This window comes from Komagataeibacter saccharivorans, from assembly GCF_003207825.1.
GTDB classification, from domain to species: domain Bacteria; phylum Pseudomonadota; class Alphaproteobacteria; order Acetobacterales; family Acetobacteraceae; genus Komagataeibacter; species Komagataeibacter saccharivorans.
Window position 1 is genome coordinate 28,721 of record NZ_NKTY01000002.1, and the last position, 14,301, is coordinate 43,021.

Consider the following 14,301-nt stretch of genomic DNA (forward strand, 5'->3'; position numbering starts at 1 on the left):
TATCATAAAGTGTCTGCACGACAGGGACCGCAAACAGAAACGGGGCGCTGGATACCCAGCGCCCCGCATGCCCGGAAGAACAGCCCGGTCAGTGCGCGGCAGGCGCCGCGTTCAGCTTGAGCACCCAGAACTGCGCGATATCACGCGCGCCATTGGTCCCCTCCACGCTGTTCAGCGTGGCGATGGCGGCATCCTTCTGGCCCGCAGCAGCCTGTGCCAGACCCAGATGCAGGCGGGCGATGTTGATGTCCGTCGGCCCCTTGGCAATGCCCTGCTTCATCACGGCCAGCCCCTTGTCGGCCTGACCGAACAGCACGTAGTTGTAACCCGCCGTCAGCAGCGCGTTACCCGTGGTGGCCTGCGCCGTCGCGGCATCAAGACCCGCCTTGCGTTCGGCCACGCCCTGCGTCACCAGCGCCTTCAGCTTCTCCGTGCGCGGCGCGGTGGCGTCATGCCCCAGCACGCCACTGGAATAACCCTGGTTGATTATATCCAGCGCAAGCTGCGGCAGGCCCGCCTGCATGGCCAGTTCGGTGATGTCCATGTATTCAGCCGAAGTCTTGACCAGCCCGGCTTCCAGCCGCACGCGGTCGATATCCAGCCGCAGTCCCGGCGCCATGTTGGGATTGCTCAGCACGGAATGGACCACCTGCGCCCAGTAATCGGGCTTGGGATAATAGGTGGCGAGTTGGACATAGGTCCTGGTCAGACCCGTCGTGTCATGAAGCTGCGACTGGCAGGCGGCCAGAAGCTGAAGCTGGTTTTCGGTCGGCCTGGCGCCCGCCTTGATCGTGGCGTCGATCTGACCCTGCTGCACGCGCGCCGCATTGGCGTAGTCATGCTGCAGGTAGTACGCCTGAATCAGGATCGTGAGCATCTGCGGGTTCTTGCCACCCGCCTTGATGTATTTTTCCGTTACGGCAATCGCCTGCGGGTAGTCCTTGGCGGTGAAGGCCATGCTGCCTTCGGCCAGCGCCATCTGTTCCTTCGTCGCCGCAGGTGTGCGGGACGATGCGATCAGCTTGTCATAGGCGGAAATCGCCGCGGGCACATTGCCCGACTGCGCGGCAACGGCGGCGCGCATCTGTTCGATGGTATAGGATTCGTATTCGGTCTTGCCCGTAACCGCATCCGCCGCATCAATCGCCGCCATGGCCTGCGGGTATTTATGGGCAGCCAGCGCCGTCTGCGCCTGCTGGAGGGACGTGCCCACCTTCTGCCCCAGCACATCAGCCGCATGGACGCCGTGCAGCGGCACGACCGTCATGGCGACAGGCAGCACCATCATGGCACCGGCCAGCAGGCGGCCGCGCAACCGGAACAGCGATTTGGATGTGATGTTTTTCAACTGGATGTCCTTCCATGAACGGGTCATGGCCCGAATGATCGGCCAGGGCATCACGATGGACCCACACGGTCCATCAATCAATCGGCTCTGACCGGAGGCACGGCAGGCTCCCGACAGGCGCCTGCCGTGCCTGACTTGAAATCAGGTCACGTGTGGATGGTTTTTATTCGGCGGGGGTATGCGACTCATGGCGGTAGCCGCCGATCAGGATGGACTGCACGTCAGCCGCGAAATCGCGCACTTCGTCCAGCGCGCCCTTGTTGCGGCGGACCAGCATGTTGTAGCCCAGAACCGCAGGTACTGCGGTGCCAAGGCCGATGGCCGTCATGATCAGCGATTCACCAACCGGGCCCGCGACCTTGTCAATCGAAGCCTGACCCGCGATGCCGATGGCGGTCAGCGCGTGGTAGATACCCCACACGGTACCGAACAGACCCACGAACGGGGAAGTCGAACCCACCGTGCCGAGGAAGGCCAGGCCACCCTGCAGGCGGTTCTGGATGAAATCGACGGAACGCTGGATGGACATGGTCGTCCAGGAATACAGGTCGATGGATTCCTGCATCGTGCCTTCATGGTGCTCGGCGGCCTTGATGCCGGTATCGGCGATATAGCGGAACGGGGACGCCGTATCGAGCAGGGCCGCGCCCTGACGGAGATCGGAGGCCTGCCAGAACTTTGCCTTCACTTCCTTGGCGGCCTTCATCATGCGGGCCTGTTCCACGAACTTGGACAGCATGATGTACCATGTCCCGACAGACATCACGACCATGATCAGCAGCACGGTGCGGGCGATGAAGTCACCGTTCGTCCACAATGCTTCCAGCCCGTACGGGTTGGCTTCAGCCGCAGCGCCCTTTGCGTACGCAAACGCCGGCAGTGCGGTCAGCAGCGCGGCTGCGACGGCTATATTACGATGGTGTCGGGTCATTTACCTGAAATCCTCTGACGAATAGGGCCATGGTTCTGGCCTGCAACACATTTCACGACTGTTATCTGACCAGTCCGGGCACTGAAAATCAATCCACCTGTAACGTTTTCGGAACAATTTCCGGCTGACGCACCCGCCTGTCCCGCCCGATGACGGGGGCCGGAATGACCGGAACCGCCGGCTGGACCATGACCGGCAGCGGCATGGGGGGTGGCGCCGCAAGGAAGGGCGGCGGCTCACAGATGATCTTTATCGTAAGGGGGGGAAGCGGGCGGTATGGCTCGGGGAACATGGGTTTGGCCTTGGGCCGCAGCCCGTAGGCCAGCACGCCCACGACAACGACATGCACAAGCACGATCACGCCGATGATGCGCAGGTACGGCGTGCGTCGCCGCTGCCGCGCAGCGTAATCCAGTCCCATGACTTCGTCAGACCACATGCCATTCCTGTCCAGAGGCCACCGCGCGCATACCCCGCGCGGCCCTTACCGCCATTTGTTGCCAGATCATGAATTGGGCGTGGTCGGGGCGTGTGTGTCAAGCAGGATATGCAGCAGGGGCGAAACAAATTTATTATTACGTAACAAGGCTCCAGCCCCGAATACGCAAAAACCCCGCGACCGGGGGCCGCGGGGCTGGAACACGACGGCCGTGCCGGATCGTTACTGCGCCTGCGCGCTTGCTTCCGATCGGGTGGCCCCCACGCGGGCGGCAAGGGCTGCGGCCATGAAGTCATCCAGATCGCCATCGAGAATGGCACCCGGATTGGTTTTCTCGACGTTGGTGCGCAGATCCTTGACCAGCTGGTAGGGCGCCAGCACGTAGGAACGGATCTGGTGCCCCCAGCCGATATCGGTCTTGCTCGCCTCGGTCTGGGCGGCGGCGGCTTCACGCCGTTGCAGTTCCTGCTCGTACATGCGCGCCTTCAGCATGGTCATGGCCGTGGCACGGTTACGGTGCTGGGAACGGTCGGTCTGGCACGCCACCACGATCCCGGTGGGGATGTGGGTGATACGGATGGCCGATTCCGTCTTGTTGACGTGCTGCCCGCCAGCGCCGGACGCGCGGAACGTATCCACACGCAGGTCGGCTTCATTGATCTCGATCTCGATCGAATCATCCACCACGGGATAGACCCAGACGGACGCAAAGGAGGTCTGCCGCCGTGCCGCCGCATCGAAGGGGGAGATACGGACAAGGCGATGGACACCGGCCTCGGTCTTGAGCCAGCCATAGGCGTTGGGTCCGCTGACCTGGATGGTCGCGGATTTCAGCCCGGCCTGTTCCCCTTCCGAGCTTTCCATCATCGTGACCTTGTAGCCATGCTGCTCGGCCCAGCGGGTGTACATGCGCAGCAGCATTTCCGCCCAGTCCTGCGCCTCCGTCCCGCCTGCGCCGGCATTGACTTCAAGGTAGCAGTCATTGCTGTCAGCCTCGCCCGAAAGCAGGCTTTCGGTCTCGCGCCGCTTGGCTTCATCGGCCAGTGCGCGCAGCACGCCCAGCGCTTCGCCCACAACGGCCGAATCGCCTTCCATTTCGGCAAGCTCGGCCAGTTCGATCGTATCGCGCACATCGGCCTCAAGCCGCTGCACACCCTCGATCTGGTTGGCCAGCAGCGTGCGTTCACGCATGAGCTTCTGGGCGGCGTCGGAGTCGTTCCACAACTCCGGGTCTTCCGCCCGGTTGTTCAGTTCCGCGAGGCGGTCAATTGCGACATCCCAGTCAAAGATGCCTCCTCAGCAGTGCCACCGACTGCTTGATCTGGTCGTTCAGGGCCTCTGTCTCGGCAGACATGGGCTTGCTCCTTGGTCAACAGTAAACTGTGCGGGCATGCGCGCCGCCATGCCCGGCGATAAGGGGCGTCAATACAGGCCGCCCATGCCAATGTCACCCCCGGAAGACGGGGCCGGACCGGTATCGGCAGGGGCCGCCGGGTGCGCGACCGGGGCCGTGCCCTCCGCCGGGGTGGGGGGGGTGCCCGGGGTTGCGGCCATATCGTTTTCGGAATCAGGCATGTTCTCGGCCCCCGTATCCGCAGCCGTCAGGCCCGTACCGGACCCGGCGCCCAGATCCACGCTCATACCCGGTTCCTGACCGGGCTTGAAGGCGTCGATCGCCATGCCCATGCCCGTATCGTAGCGGGCCAGCCTTACGCCATCAGGCACCGGGAAATCCAGACGCGGGCGGCTGGCGAGCGCCGTCTTCATCACCTGATTCCAGATCGGCCCCGCGATGACGCCGCCCGTCTCGTTCTTGCCCAGTGACTGCGGGGTGTCGAAGCCGATCCAGACTACGGTCACCAGATCAGGGGAGAAGCCCGCGAACCAGGCATCGTTGAAATCCTGGCTGGTGCCGGTCTTGCCCGCGATGGGCCGGTCGATACCGGCACCCGCACGCACGCCGGTGCCACGGCGTATGACATCCTGCATCATCGCCACGATCTGGCTGGCGCTGGCGGCGGAAACGACCTGCGGGCGGGTATCGGCCATCTGCGGGCCGGTTGCGGGCGTTGCGTTGGGCTGCCACGCGATCCCGTCGGGCCGCCACATGACATTGCCGTTGCGGTCCTTGATGTCGTCAATCAGGGTGGGCGTAACCAGCCTGCCGCCATTGGCGATGGTGGCGTAGGCCCCGGCCTCCCGCATCACGGTGGTTTCCACGGCCCCGAGTGCCGCAGGCAGCACCAGCGGCATGGAATGGGCAAGGCCCAGCGTCTGGGCAAGCTGGGCGACAGGCTTCATGCCGATCTGGGCGGCAAGGCGGATCGTGACAAGATTGCGGGATTCGCGCAGGGCGTCATGCAGCGTGGTGGGGCCCCAGAAATCTTTTTCATAATTGCTGGGATGCCATTCGCCGTAGCTGACCGGGGAATCGTCGAATTTCTGCGATGGCGAGATACCGTTTTCCATCGCCGCGAGATAGACGAAGGGCTTGAATGACGAACCCGGCTGGCGCGCCGCCTGTGTCGCGCGGTTGAACTGCGATTCCTTGAACGACCAGCCCCCGACCATGGCCATGACGCGCCCGGTATGCACGTCAATGGTGGCCAGCGCGCCTTCCACATGCGGTATCTGCCGCACGGCGACGCCGCCGCCATCCGCCTGTGGCTCGATCAGTATCACATCGCCGGTCTGCACGCCCTTTCCGGTGCGCATCCATGCCCGGTCACGCGCCAGCAGGTCGCCGGTATGGGGCATGACAGGGTCCCGCCCTTCCAGCCAGCCCACACGCCCCGTCGCCGCCGACAGGACAACGGCCATGCGCCACTGTTCCAGTATGCCGGCAGGTGGCGTGACATGGGCCAGTTCACTGGCCCACTCCCCGCCCACGTTCCGGGCATCGACATGTCCCACGGCCCCGCGCCAGCCGCCATGGGCGCGGTCGTACCGCTCCAGCCCGTCGCGCAGGGCCGAAGTCGCGACCTGCTGCAGATGCGAATCGAGTGACGTATGGACCGAAAGGCCACCTTCCATCGTGGTGCCGATGCCGTATCGTTCGATCAGTTCACGGCGCACCTCTTCGGCAAACCATTCGGAACCGGGCACCGGACCGGGACGGGTGAAGTTGGCGGGGACCAGCGGTTCAAGCTGGGCGGCATGCGCCTCCTCGGGCGTGATGACATGCAGGTCCGCCATACGGTCCAGCACCCAGTTGCGCCGGGTGGTCGCCGCCTGCACATAACGGTGCGGATTGTAGTTGGTGGGCGATTTGGGCAGCGCGCCAAGGAAGGCGGCCTCCGCATTGTCCAACTGATCCAGCGGTTTGTTGAAATAGGTCTGGGCCGCAGCGGCAATGCCGTACGCACCTTCGCCCAGATAGATCTCGTTGAGATAGATTTCGAGGATCTGCTCCTTGCTCAGCGTCTGTTCCAGACGCATGGCAAGCAGGGCTTCCTTGATCTTGCGGTCGATCGAGACGGCATTCGATCCCAGCAGCATGATCCGCGCGACCTGCTGCGTAATGGTCGAAGCCCCGATGGGACGATGCTTGGTGCCATGCATCATCATGTCGGTCAGCCCGGCGCGCAGGATCGCCAGCGGGTCGACACCGCCATGGGTAAAGAATTTCTGGTCCTCTGCGGCAAGGAAGGCGCTGCGCACGCGTTCGGGTATGGCGCTGTAAGGCACGAATATGCGCCGTTCCGCCGCCAGTTCGGCCATGACCTGATCATCGCCGGAATACAGGCGGCTCATGACCGGCGGCTGATAGGTGCGCAGGCCGTCTACGGTGGGCAGCCCCTCGCTCAGGCGCGCATATTCGCGCCATACGACCAGCCCGCCCACGCTGCCACCCAGCAGGGCCATGGCCAGCGTCGTGCCCGCAAGCCAGCGCACCATCCGGTATCGTGGCCGACGGGGGCTGGCGGTTTCCGGTCGGGAAGGTCCATCACTCCGGCCATCGCGGCCTGATCCGTCAGCAAGCGTCATCCGGTATCCAATAGGGAAAGAAAAGGGCCGTTCTGTGTCGAAGCCCCCTGTCTAGCATTGTCCGGCGGCGCCGTCGCCCCCGATCCATCTACCGGGATGCCGCCGGTCCCTATACGGCGTTACGGCTGCCCCATTCGGCGCGGCCTTCGTTATCAAGCTGATGGAATTCCTCATCACTCAGCACAATCGCTGCTGCGGCGGCGTTATCGGCCACATGTTCGGGGCTGCCGGTGCCGGGAATGGGCAGCATGACCGGCGCGCGGCGCAGCAGCCATGCCAGCGCGATCTGGCCGGGCTGGACCCCTTTTTCCGTCGCAAGGCGGGTCAGGAACGTCTCGCCGCGCGTAAGCCCGCCCGCAGCGAGCGGTGCCCACGGGATGAAGCCGATATTTTCACGCGTGCAGTAATCCAGCACATCTTCCGAATAGCGGTTGACCAGATTGAAGCGGTTCTGGACCGTGGCGACAGGAAAATACAGCCGCGCGCGCTCGATCATCTCGACCGTCACTTCCGACAGGCCGACATGACGGATCAGCCCCTGCGCGCGCATGGTGGCGATCGCCTCGAACTGCTGTTCGGGCGTGCAGTCCGCGCCGACACGGTGCAACTGCCACAGGTCGATGCGTTCCACGCCCAGCCGGCGCATGCTCATCAACACGCACTGACGCAGGTAATCGGGGTTGCCCACCGGCTTCCAGATATTCGGCCCATGCCGCGTATGGCCGCCCTTGGTGGCGATGACCGTGTCGGGATAGGGATGCAGCGCCTCGCGGATCAGGTCCTCGCTGACATAGGGACCATAGGCATCCGCCGTATCGACGAAATTGATCCCCAGTTCGGGCAGGCGGCGCAATGTCGCAAGGGCCGCCGCCCTGTCGGCGGGTTCGCCCCATATGCCCGGACCGGTAATGCGCATGGCCCCGAAGCCCAGCCGCGTGACCTCAAGGTCACCGCCAATCATGAACGAACCGGACCGCCTTGCATCGGGAGTGAACATCCCATCCTCCTTGCGCTTTCGGGCACGCCGTGGAGACGGCGCGCGGTTACTGTCGTGTAATCATAATGGGGGGCCGCGAGTCCGGTTGCATGTATGGGCTGCATCACACCCCTGCCCTTCAGCCCAGCATGCGGCCGATCACGCGTGCGGTGTAATCGACCACGGGAATGATACGGGCGTAATTGATGCGCGTCGGCCCGATCACGCCAATCGCACCCACGATCCGGTTGCTGTCCGTGCGCGCGGGGGCGACGACGACCGACATGCCCGCCATCCCGAACAGCCCGCTTTCGGCACCGATGAAAATGCGCACCCCTTCCGATTCGCGCGCCAGATCAAGCAGACGCAGCATGGTTTCCTGCGTTTCCAGCCGCTCGAACAGCATCTGGATGGTGGTCAGGCGTTCGATTTCGGTCACATCGGCCAGCAGCCGCCCCTGCCCGCGAATGAACAGGGTGCCGCCGCGTTCGTCAGCGCCACTCCACGTTGCAAGGCCACTGGCAACCACTTCCGCCGTCAGATGATCGAGTTCGGTACGGTTGGCGGTCATGTCGGTGCTGACCGTCTCGCGCAGGCGGTCCAGCGTCTGGCCCGACAGATGGGCATTGAGGTAATTCCCCGCCTCCACCAGTGCGGAAGGCGGCAGGCCAGACGGTGTCTCGATCACGCGGTTTTCGACCTGACCGTCCGCGCTGACCAGAATGACCAACGCCCTGCCCGGACCAAGGGCCACGAATTCGATATGCTTGATGACGGTGCCATCGCTTTTCGGGGCCATGACCACGCCTGCGGCACAGGACAGGCCCGACAGCATGGATGACGCCTGCGCCAGCATATCCTCCAGCGACCGGCCCTTCACATCCAGCATGCCCGCGATGCTTTCGCGTTCCTCATCACTCAGGCTGCCGAACTGGAGCAGGCCATCCACAAACAGCCGCACGCCCTTTTCCGTGGGCAGCCGTCCCGCCGACGCATGGGGGGAAAACAGCAGCCCCGCATCCGTCAGTTCCGCCATGACGTTACGAATCGTGGCGGGTGACAGCGACAGCGGCAGGCGCTGCGACAGCGTGCGCGAACCCATCGGCTCGCCCGTTTCGACATACTGTTCCACGATTTCGCGCAGGATCGCGGCGGAGCGGGCATCCAGCCCCGATAACAGGGGCGGCGGCACTACGTGGGATCGGGTTTCCATAGCCATGCCTCCTGCCTTTCATGCCTCAGTTCATGCGGGCGTCCCGCATGGCCTTCATTATAGCAGATCAATCACATCCCTGCCCACGCGGGACTGGAAAAGGGAGCGGATTGCAGGCTATGCCGCCCCATCACTTTGCGGAGTTATGCCCATGCGTCCATCCGGCCGTGCCCCTGACGCCCTGCGTCCCGTCTCCATCCAGACCGGCTTCGCCCGCCATGCGGAAGGTTCCGCCCTGATCCGCATGGGGGGAACCGAAGTCCTGTGTGCCGCCAGTGTCGAAACCCGCGTACCACCCTTCCTGCGCGGCAAGGGACAGGGCTGGGTCACGGCGGAATACGGCATGCTGCCGCGCGCCACCCACAGCCGCGGCCACCGCGAAGCCGCCAAGGGCAAGCAGAGCGGCCGCACGCAGGAAATCCAGCGCCTGATCGCACGTTCCCTGCGCGCGGTGACGGATTTGAAGGCGCTGGGAGAAATCTCGATCACCGTGGACTGCGACGTGCTGAATGCCGATGGCGGCACGCGCTGCGCCGCCATTACCGGCGCATGGGTCGCCCTGCGTCTGGCGCTGGAAAAGCTGGTACGTGACGGCACGCTGGCCGCCCTGCCGCTCAAGGGACAGGTGGCGGCCGTATCCTGTGGCCTGACCGCGGAAGGTGCGGTGCTCGACCTCGATTACGATGAGGACAGCACCGCCGCCGCCGACGCCAATTTCGTCCTGACCGCCGAAGGGGGCATTGTTGAAATTCAGGGCACGGCGGAAAAGGACCCCTTTACCGAAGACCAGTTCAACGCCCTCATGCGTCTGGCGCGCACGGGCACGGCGGAACTGTTCCGCATACAGGCCGCAACCATCGAGCAGGTGACCAGGGCATGAATACGCACACCAATCGCCTGCACCGGGGGGATACGCTGGTCCTCGCCACCCATAACCGGGGCAAGGTTGCGGAATTCGCCGCCCTGCTGGCCGGGTATGACATCCGCGTTGTCTCGGCTGGTGAACTGTCGCTACCTGAACCGGAGGAGACGGCCGACAGCTTTGACGGCAACGCCATCCTCAAGGCGCAGGCTGCGGCGAAAGCTGCCAACCTGCCCGCTCTGGCCGATGATTCCGGCTTCTGCGTCGCAGCACTGGACGGTGCTCCGGGCATTTTCTCGGCCCGCTGGGCCGGGCCGGAAAAGGACTATCCCGATGCCATGCGCCGCATCCACGAACAGATGGGCGACAACCCCGATCGCAGCGCATGGTTCATTTCCGTGCTGTGCCTGGCATGGCCGGATGGAAACACCGAAACCTTCGAGGGACGGATCGATGGCCATGTCGTCTGGCCGCCGCGTGGCACGAACGGGCATGGTTACGATCCTGTTTTTGCCCCCGGCAAGGGCACCCGCAGCTTTGCCGAAATGACGGAAGCGGAAAAGAACGACATAAGCCATCGCGCACTGGCTTTCGCCCTGTTCCGCGATGCCTGCCTGCCCATGACGGACTGAGCGGTCCCGTCTCAGTAAAAAAGGCTGGCTCCCGGGGGATGCCAGCCTTTTTCATGTCCGCATGAACGGGCTTAACGCCCGGTCAGTATCCGTTCCATCAGTTCCGCCACCGTCGGCACATGGCCGTTGGCGTAAAGCGGGTCGGTGGCGAAGCGCCAGGCATTGGTGCCGCCGAACATCAGGTTGTGATCCATCACCTCATCCTGATCCGGCCCATGGGCATGGGCGACGGCCTGAAGGGTCTTCTGGATACAGTAGGAACGCGGGTCCGCCTTGTGCCCGTTGGAATAGGCGGGCGGGCGCTGCGACCAGTTGGAAAAGCGGCATTCCGACAGGCAGCCCATGCAGGCCCCCTGATCGGCAAGGATTTCGCGTGCCTTTTCCGGGGTCACGAACACCAGCGTATTGTCCGGCGTGCGCATGGCCTCGGTATAGCCTTCTTCCATCCACAGCTTTGCACGCTGCCCGTCTTCGGGCGTGACGAAGACCTGCCGGCCGCGCGCGCCAATGGCCAGCGCCATGGTATGCGCGCCCAGTTCCTCGGGCGAGAAGGCAATCTGCCGCTCACTACGTGCCCGCAGTTCATGCAGGAAGCTGTTGTTGACGGCGGATGAATAGAAACCCGTGGGCGAGAAGCGGTTGAGGAACACGTCCCCTTTCTTCAGCGTCAGCAGGCGGCGCTTCCACGAATCGGGAATCGGGCTTTCACGCGTCAGCAGCGGTCGCGTGCCGAACTGAAAGGCGATCGGACCCAGTTCGGGATTGTCGATCCAGTCCTGCCATTCCTCCAGCCACCAGACGCCACCGGCCATGATGATGGGGGTATCATCCAGTCCGAAGCTGCGCATCTGCTTGCGCAGCGCCAGCACGCGGGGGAACGGATCTTCCGGTTCCAGCGGGTTTTCGGTGTTGGACAGGCCATTATGACCACCTGCGCGCCACGGGTCTTCATAGACGACCGCGCCGAGCAGGTCGCCCGTCTTGTGATAGGCCCGACGCCACAGCGCGTTGAACGCGCGTGCGGATGACACGATGGGATAGTAATGGATACCGAACCGCGCGGCGATTTCCGACAGGCGATACGGCATGCCCGCACCACAGGTCAGACCCTGGATCAGTCCCGGCGCGCCTTCCAGCACCCCGTTGATGACCCGTTCCGCCCCGCCCATTTCCCACAGGATATTGGCATGGATCCGTCCCTTGCCGCCTGCGATCTCATGCGCGATGCGCGCCTGCGCGATACCGCCACGAATGGCGTAATCGACCAGTTCCTCGTGCCGTTCGCGCCGCGTCCTGCCGTGATAGTCCTGCGGGATGACATTGCCATCCCCGTCATAGGAATCGGCGTTCACGATCGAGACCGTGCCCACCCCACCGGCCGCGGCCCAGTGCCCCGCGGAAACGCCGGTTGAGATCGAGACGCCCTTCCCCCCTTCGACCAGGGGCAGAATATCCGTCCCGCCCATACGGATCGCATTGATCGGCTTCATCACCATTCCATCGTCATGTATCTGCCCCCGCAGGCGGCCACGCCTGATGCGTGGCCGACCGCCGGGGTGTCATTTCCGCGTCTTAGCGCGCGGCAGGCGCCCGACCGGGCTTCGCGCCCACGGTCTCGGTGATGTCGGCACCAGTTTCCTGATCGACCACGCGCATGGACAACTTGACCTTGCCGCGATCGTCGAAGCCCAGAACCTTCACCTTCACCTCGTCTCCCTGCTTGACGACATCCGTCGTCTTGGAGACACGGCCCTGCGCCAGTTCGGAGATGTGGACAAGTCCGTCACGCGGGCCAAGGAAGTTCACGAACGCACCGAAATCGGCGGTCTTCACAACCTTGCCGTTGTAGATCTGGCCCACTTCGGGCTCGGCCACGATACCGCGGATCCGCTCGATGGCCTTTTCGGCCTGATCGTCGGAAGTGGCGGCAATCATGATCGTGCCGTCATCGTTGATGTCGATCTTCGCACCCGAATATTCAACGATCTCACGAATGACTTTACCGCCCTGACCGATCACATCGCGGATTTTTTCCTTCGGCACGGAGATCGTGGTGATCTTCGGCGCGGAGGAAGAAACATCCGAACGGCCTTCGGTCAGCGCCTTGGCCATTTCGCCCAGGATGTGCAGACGGCCATTACGGGCCTGACCCAGCGCGATCTTCATGATTTCCGGCGTGATGGACGTGATCTTGATGTCCATCTGCAGCGCGGTCACGCCCTTTTCGGTGCCCGCCACCTTGAAGTCCATGTCACCCAGATGATCTTCGTCACCCAGAATGTCGGACAGCACGGCGAATTCGTCGTCTTCCTTGATCAGGCCCATGGCGATGCCCGCCACCGGGCGCTTCAGCGGAACACCGGCATCCATCAGCGCAAGCGACGTGCCGCATACCGTGGCCATGGAAGAAGAGCCGTTGCTTTCCGTGATCTCGGACACGACGCGCATCGTGTACGGGAAGGTATCCTTGCCCGGCAGCAGCGGGTGGATGGCGCGCCATGCCAGCTTGCCATGACCGATTTCACGACGGCCCGGCGAACCCATGCGCCCGCATTCACCAACCGAGAACGGCGGGAAGTTGTAGTGCAGCATGAAGTTGGTGCGATATTCGCCTTCCAGCGCGTCCACGATCTGCTCGTCCTGCGCGGTGCCCAGGGTGGCCACAACCAGCGCCTGCGTCTCGCCACGGGTAAACAGGGCGGAACCATGCGCGCGCGGCAGGATGCCGACCTCGGACACGATCGGACGGATCGTTTCCAGATCGCGGCCATCGATACGGTAACCGGTGTCGAGCACTTCCGTGCGGACCACGTCGGCTTCCAGATCCTTGATCATCGGCTTGGCCGCATCGGCGTCGGCCTCACCGATCTTGGCAAGGATCGCTTCACGGGCGGCGGCAACCTTCTTGTAACGGACCTGCTTGGCCCGTTCCTTGTAGGCTTCGGCGATCAGGGCACGACCGACCTTGTCCACCTTCTTGCGCAGCTTGATTTCCTCAGCCGTCGGCTCGGCCAGGTCCCACGGGGCCTTGGCTGCGTTTTCGGCAAGGTCGATGATCGCGTCGATCACCTGCTGGAAGGCTTCGTGACCGAACGTCACGGCGCCCAGCATCACGTCCTCGGACAGTTCCCCGGCCTCGGACTCGACCATCAGCACGCCTTCGGACGTGCCGGCCACGACCAGATCCAGCTCGCTGTCACGCACCTGCGAGATTGTCGGGTTGAGGATGTACTTGCCATCGCTGTAACCCACGCGCGCCGCGCCCACCGGACCGAAGAACGGGATGCCGGACAGCGTCAGCGCCGCCGAGCAGCCGATCAGCGCCACAACGGCGGGATCGTTTTCCATGTCGTGGCTCAGCACGGTCGCGATGACCTGAACCTCGTTACGGAAGTTTTCGGGGAAGAGCGGGCGGATCGGACGGTCGATCAGGCGCGAGTTCAGAACCTCGGCCTCGGTCGGACGACCTTCACGCTTGAAGAAGCCACCGGGGATCTTGCCCGCGGCGTAGGCTTTTTCCTGATAATTGACCGTAAGCGGGAAGAAATCCTGCCCCGGCTTCACATTCTTGGCGCCAACAGCCGTGCAGAGCACGACCGTATCGCCATAGGTTACGACAACCGCGCCATCGGCCTGACGGGCGACCTTGCCCGTTTCCAGCACCAGCGGGCGACCGCCCCATTCGATTTCCTTGCGAAAATAATTGAACATCCAGACAACCCTGTCCGTTGACTGCCGCAATGCAGGCGGGCCGGACATTGGAACATTGATGGCAGCGCCTCGGACGGCATGGAGTGATGACGGCACTGCCGTCAGAACACCATGTGGCCTGAAACGCTGCGATCCGGTCCGGACATCTCCGCCGTGGCGTCGGCAGCGTGTTGATGGCACCCGTTATGGGTACCTGAAAATA

Annotated in this window: 11 protein-coding genes; 2 read left to right on the forward strand and 9 right to left on the reverse strand. The window is 63.7% G+C overall.

What is annotated here, in order from left to right:
- Positions 1–88 precede the first annotated feature (88 nt).
- The 7 genes from CFR79_RS01945 to hrcA all read right to left on the reverse strand — a co-directional run bounded on the left by CFR79_RS01945 (position 89) and on the right by hrcA (position 8,900).
- Positions 89–1,399, reverse strand: a complete 1,311-nt coding sequence (locus tag CFR79_RS01945) for a tetratricopeptide repeat protein (protein WP_110546866.1) — start codon at positions 1,397–1,399, stop codon at positions 89–91.
- Positions 1,400–1,511: 112 nt separating this feature from the next.
- A complete protein-coding gene (locus CFR79_RS01950; protein ID WP_102325057.1) occupies positions 1,512–2,279 on the reverse strand; it encodes a MotA/TolQ/ExbB proton channel family protein in 768 nt (255 codons plus the stop codon).
- An 88-nt stretch (positions 2,280–2,367) separates the two neighbouring features.
- Complete coding sequence (locus tag CFR79_RS01955) at positions 2,368–2,718, reverse strand: hypothetical protein (protein ID WP_258373370.1); 351 nt, start codon at positions 2,716–2,718, stop codon at positions 2,368–2,370.
- A gap of 222 nt (positions 2,719–2,940) precedes the next feature.
- Positions 2,941–4,072, reverse strand: a protein-coding gene (gene prfB, locus CFR79_RS01960) for a peptide chain release factor 2 (RefSeq protein WP_102325056.1) whose coding sequence is annotated in 2 segments (ribosomal slippage) — positions 2,941–4,002 and positions 4,004–4,072 — 1,131 coding nt in all. Because the reading frame shifts where the segments join, the coding sequence is not laid out codon by codon here.
- Between the two features lie 68 nt (positions 4,073–4,140).
- Positions 4,141–6,705 carry a penicillin-binding protein 1A gene (locus tag CFR79_RS01965; RefSeq protein ID WP_110546774.1) on the reverse strand — a complete coding sequence of 855 codons (2,565 nt, stop codon included), beginning with the start codon at positions 6,703–6,705 and terminating at the stop codon, positions 4,141–4,143.
- Positions 6,706–6,814: 109 nt separating this feature from the next.
- Positions 6,815–7,702, reverse strand: a complete 888-nt coding sequence (locus CFR79_RS01970) for an aldo/keto reductase (protein ID WP_110546775.1) — start codon at positions 7,700–7,702, stop codon at positions 6,815–6,817.
- Between the two features lie 118 nt (positions 7,703–7,820).
- Positions 7,821–8,900, reverse strand: a complete 1,080-nt coding sequence (gene hrcA / locus CFR79_RS01975; protein ID WP_371207395.1) for a heat-inducible transcriptional repressor HrcA — start codon at positions 8,898–8,900, stop codon at positions 7,821–7,823.
- Positions 8,901–9,045: 145 nt separating this feature from the next.
- Here hrcA and rph point away from each other — a divergent pair, with 145 nt between their 5' ends.
- Positions 9,046–9,774 (forward strand): ribonuclease PH, encoded by a 729-nt coding sequence (gene rph / locus CFR79_RS01980; RefSeq protein ID WP_102325286.1) that lies wholly within the window; start codon positions 9,046–9,048, stop codon positions 9,772–9,774.
- Positions 9,771–10,388, forward strand: a complete 618-nt coding sequence (gene rdgB / locus CFR79_RS01985) for an RdgB/HAM1 family non-canonical purine NTP pyrophosphatase (RefSeq protein WP_110546777.1) — start codon at positions 9,771–9,773, stop codon at positions 10,386–10,388. The genes rph and rdgB overlap by 4 nt, the downstream gene beginning before the upstream one ends.
- Before the next feature lie 71 nt (positions 10,389–10,459).
- On the opposite strand, the gene CFR79_RS01990 is transcribed toward rdgB, so the two are convergent.
- The gene (locus tag CFR79_RS01990; RefSeq protein WP_102325285.1) at positions 10,460–11,878 is read right to left on the reverse strand and encodes an NAD(P)H-dependent flavin oxidoreductase; all 1,419 of its coding nucleotides are present in this window, start codon (positions 11,876–11,878) and stop codon (positions 10,460–10,462) included.
- Between the two features lie 82 nt (positions 11,879–11,960).
- Entirely contained in the window at positions 11,961–14,099 is a 2,139-nt protein-coding gene (pnp, locus tag CFR79_RS01995; RefSeq protein ID WP_102325051.1) for a polyribonucleotide nucleotidyltransferase, read from the reverse strand.
- Positions 14,100–14,301: the final 202 nt, after the last annotated feature.

Bases quoted from the DNA above. Each gene is read 5' to 3' on its own strand.
- rdgB (WP_110546777.1), top strand. From the start codon at position 9,771: ATGAATACGCACACCAATCGCCTGCACCGGGGGGATACGCTGGTCCTC.
- CFR79_RS01970 (WP_110546775.1), bottom strand. From the start codon at position 7,702: ATGTTCACTCCCGATGCAAGGCGGTCCGGTTCGTTCATGATTGGCGGT.
- rph (WP_102325286.1), top strand. From the start codon at position 9,046: ATGCGTCCATCCGGCCGTGCCCCTGACGCCCTGCGTCCCGTCTCCATC.
- CFR79_RS01990 (WP_102325285.1), bottom strand. From the start codon at position 11,878: ATGAAGCCGATCAATGCGATCCGTATGGGCGGGACGGATATTCTGCCC.
- CFR79_RS01955 (WP_258373370.1), bottom strand. From the start codon at position 2,718: ATGTGGTCTGACGAAGTCATGGGACTGGATTACGCTGCGCGGCAGCGG.
- hrcA (WP_371207395.1), bottom strand. From the start codon at position 8,900: ATGGCTATGGAAACCCGATCCCACGTAGTGCCGCCGCCCCTGTTATCG.
- CFR79_RS01965 (WP_110546774.1), bottom strand. From the start codon at position 6,705: ATGACGCTTGCTGACGGATCAGGCCGCGATGGCCGGAGTGATGGACCT.
- CFR79_RS01945 (WP_110546866.1), bottom strand. From the start codon at position 1,399: ATGCCCTGGCCGATCATTCGGGCCATGACCCGTTCATGGAAGGACATC.
- CFR79_RS01950 (WP_102325057.1), bottom strand. From the start codon at position 2,279: ATGACCCGACACCATCGTAATATAGCCGTCGCAGCCGCGCTGCTGACC.
- pnp (WP_102325051.1), bottom strand. From the start codon at position 14,099: ATGTTCAATTATTTTCGCAAGGAAATCGAATGGGGCGGTCGCCCGCTG.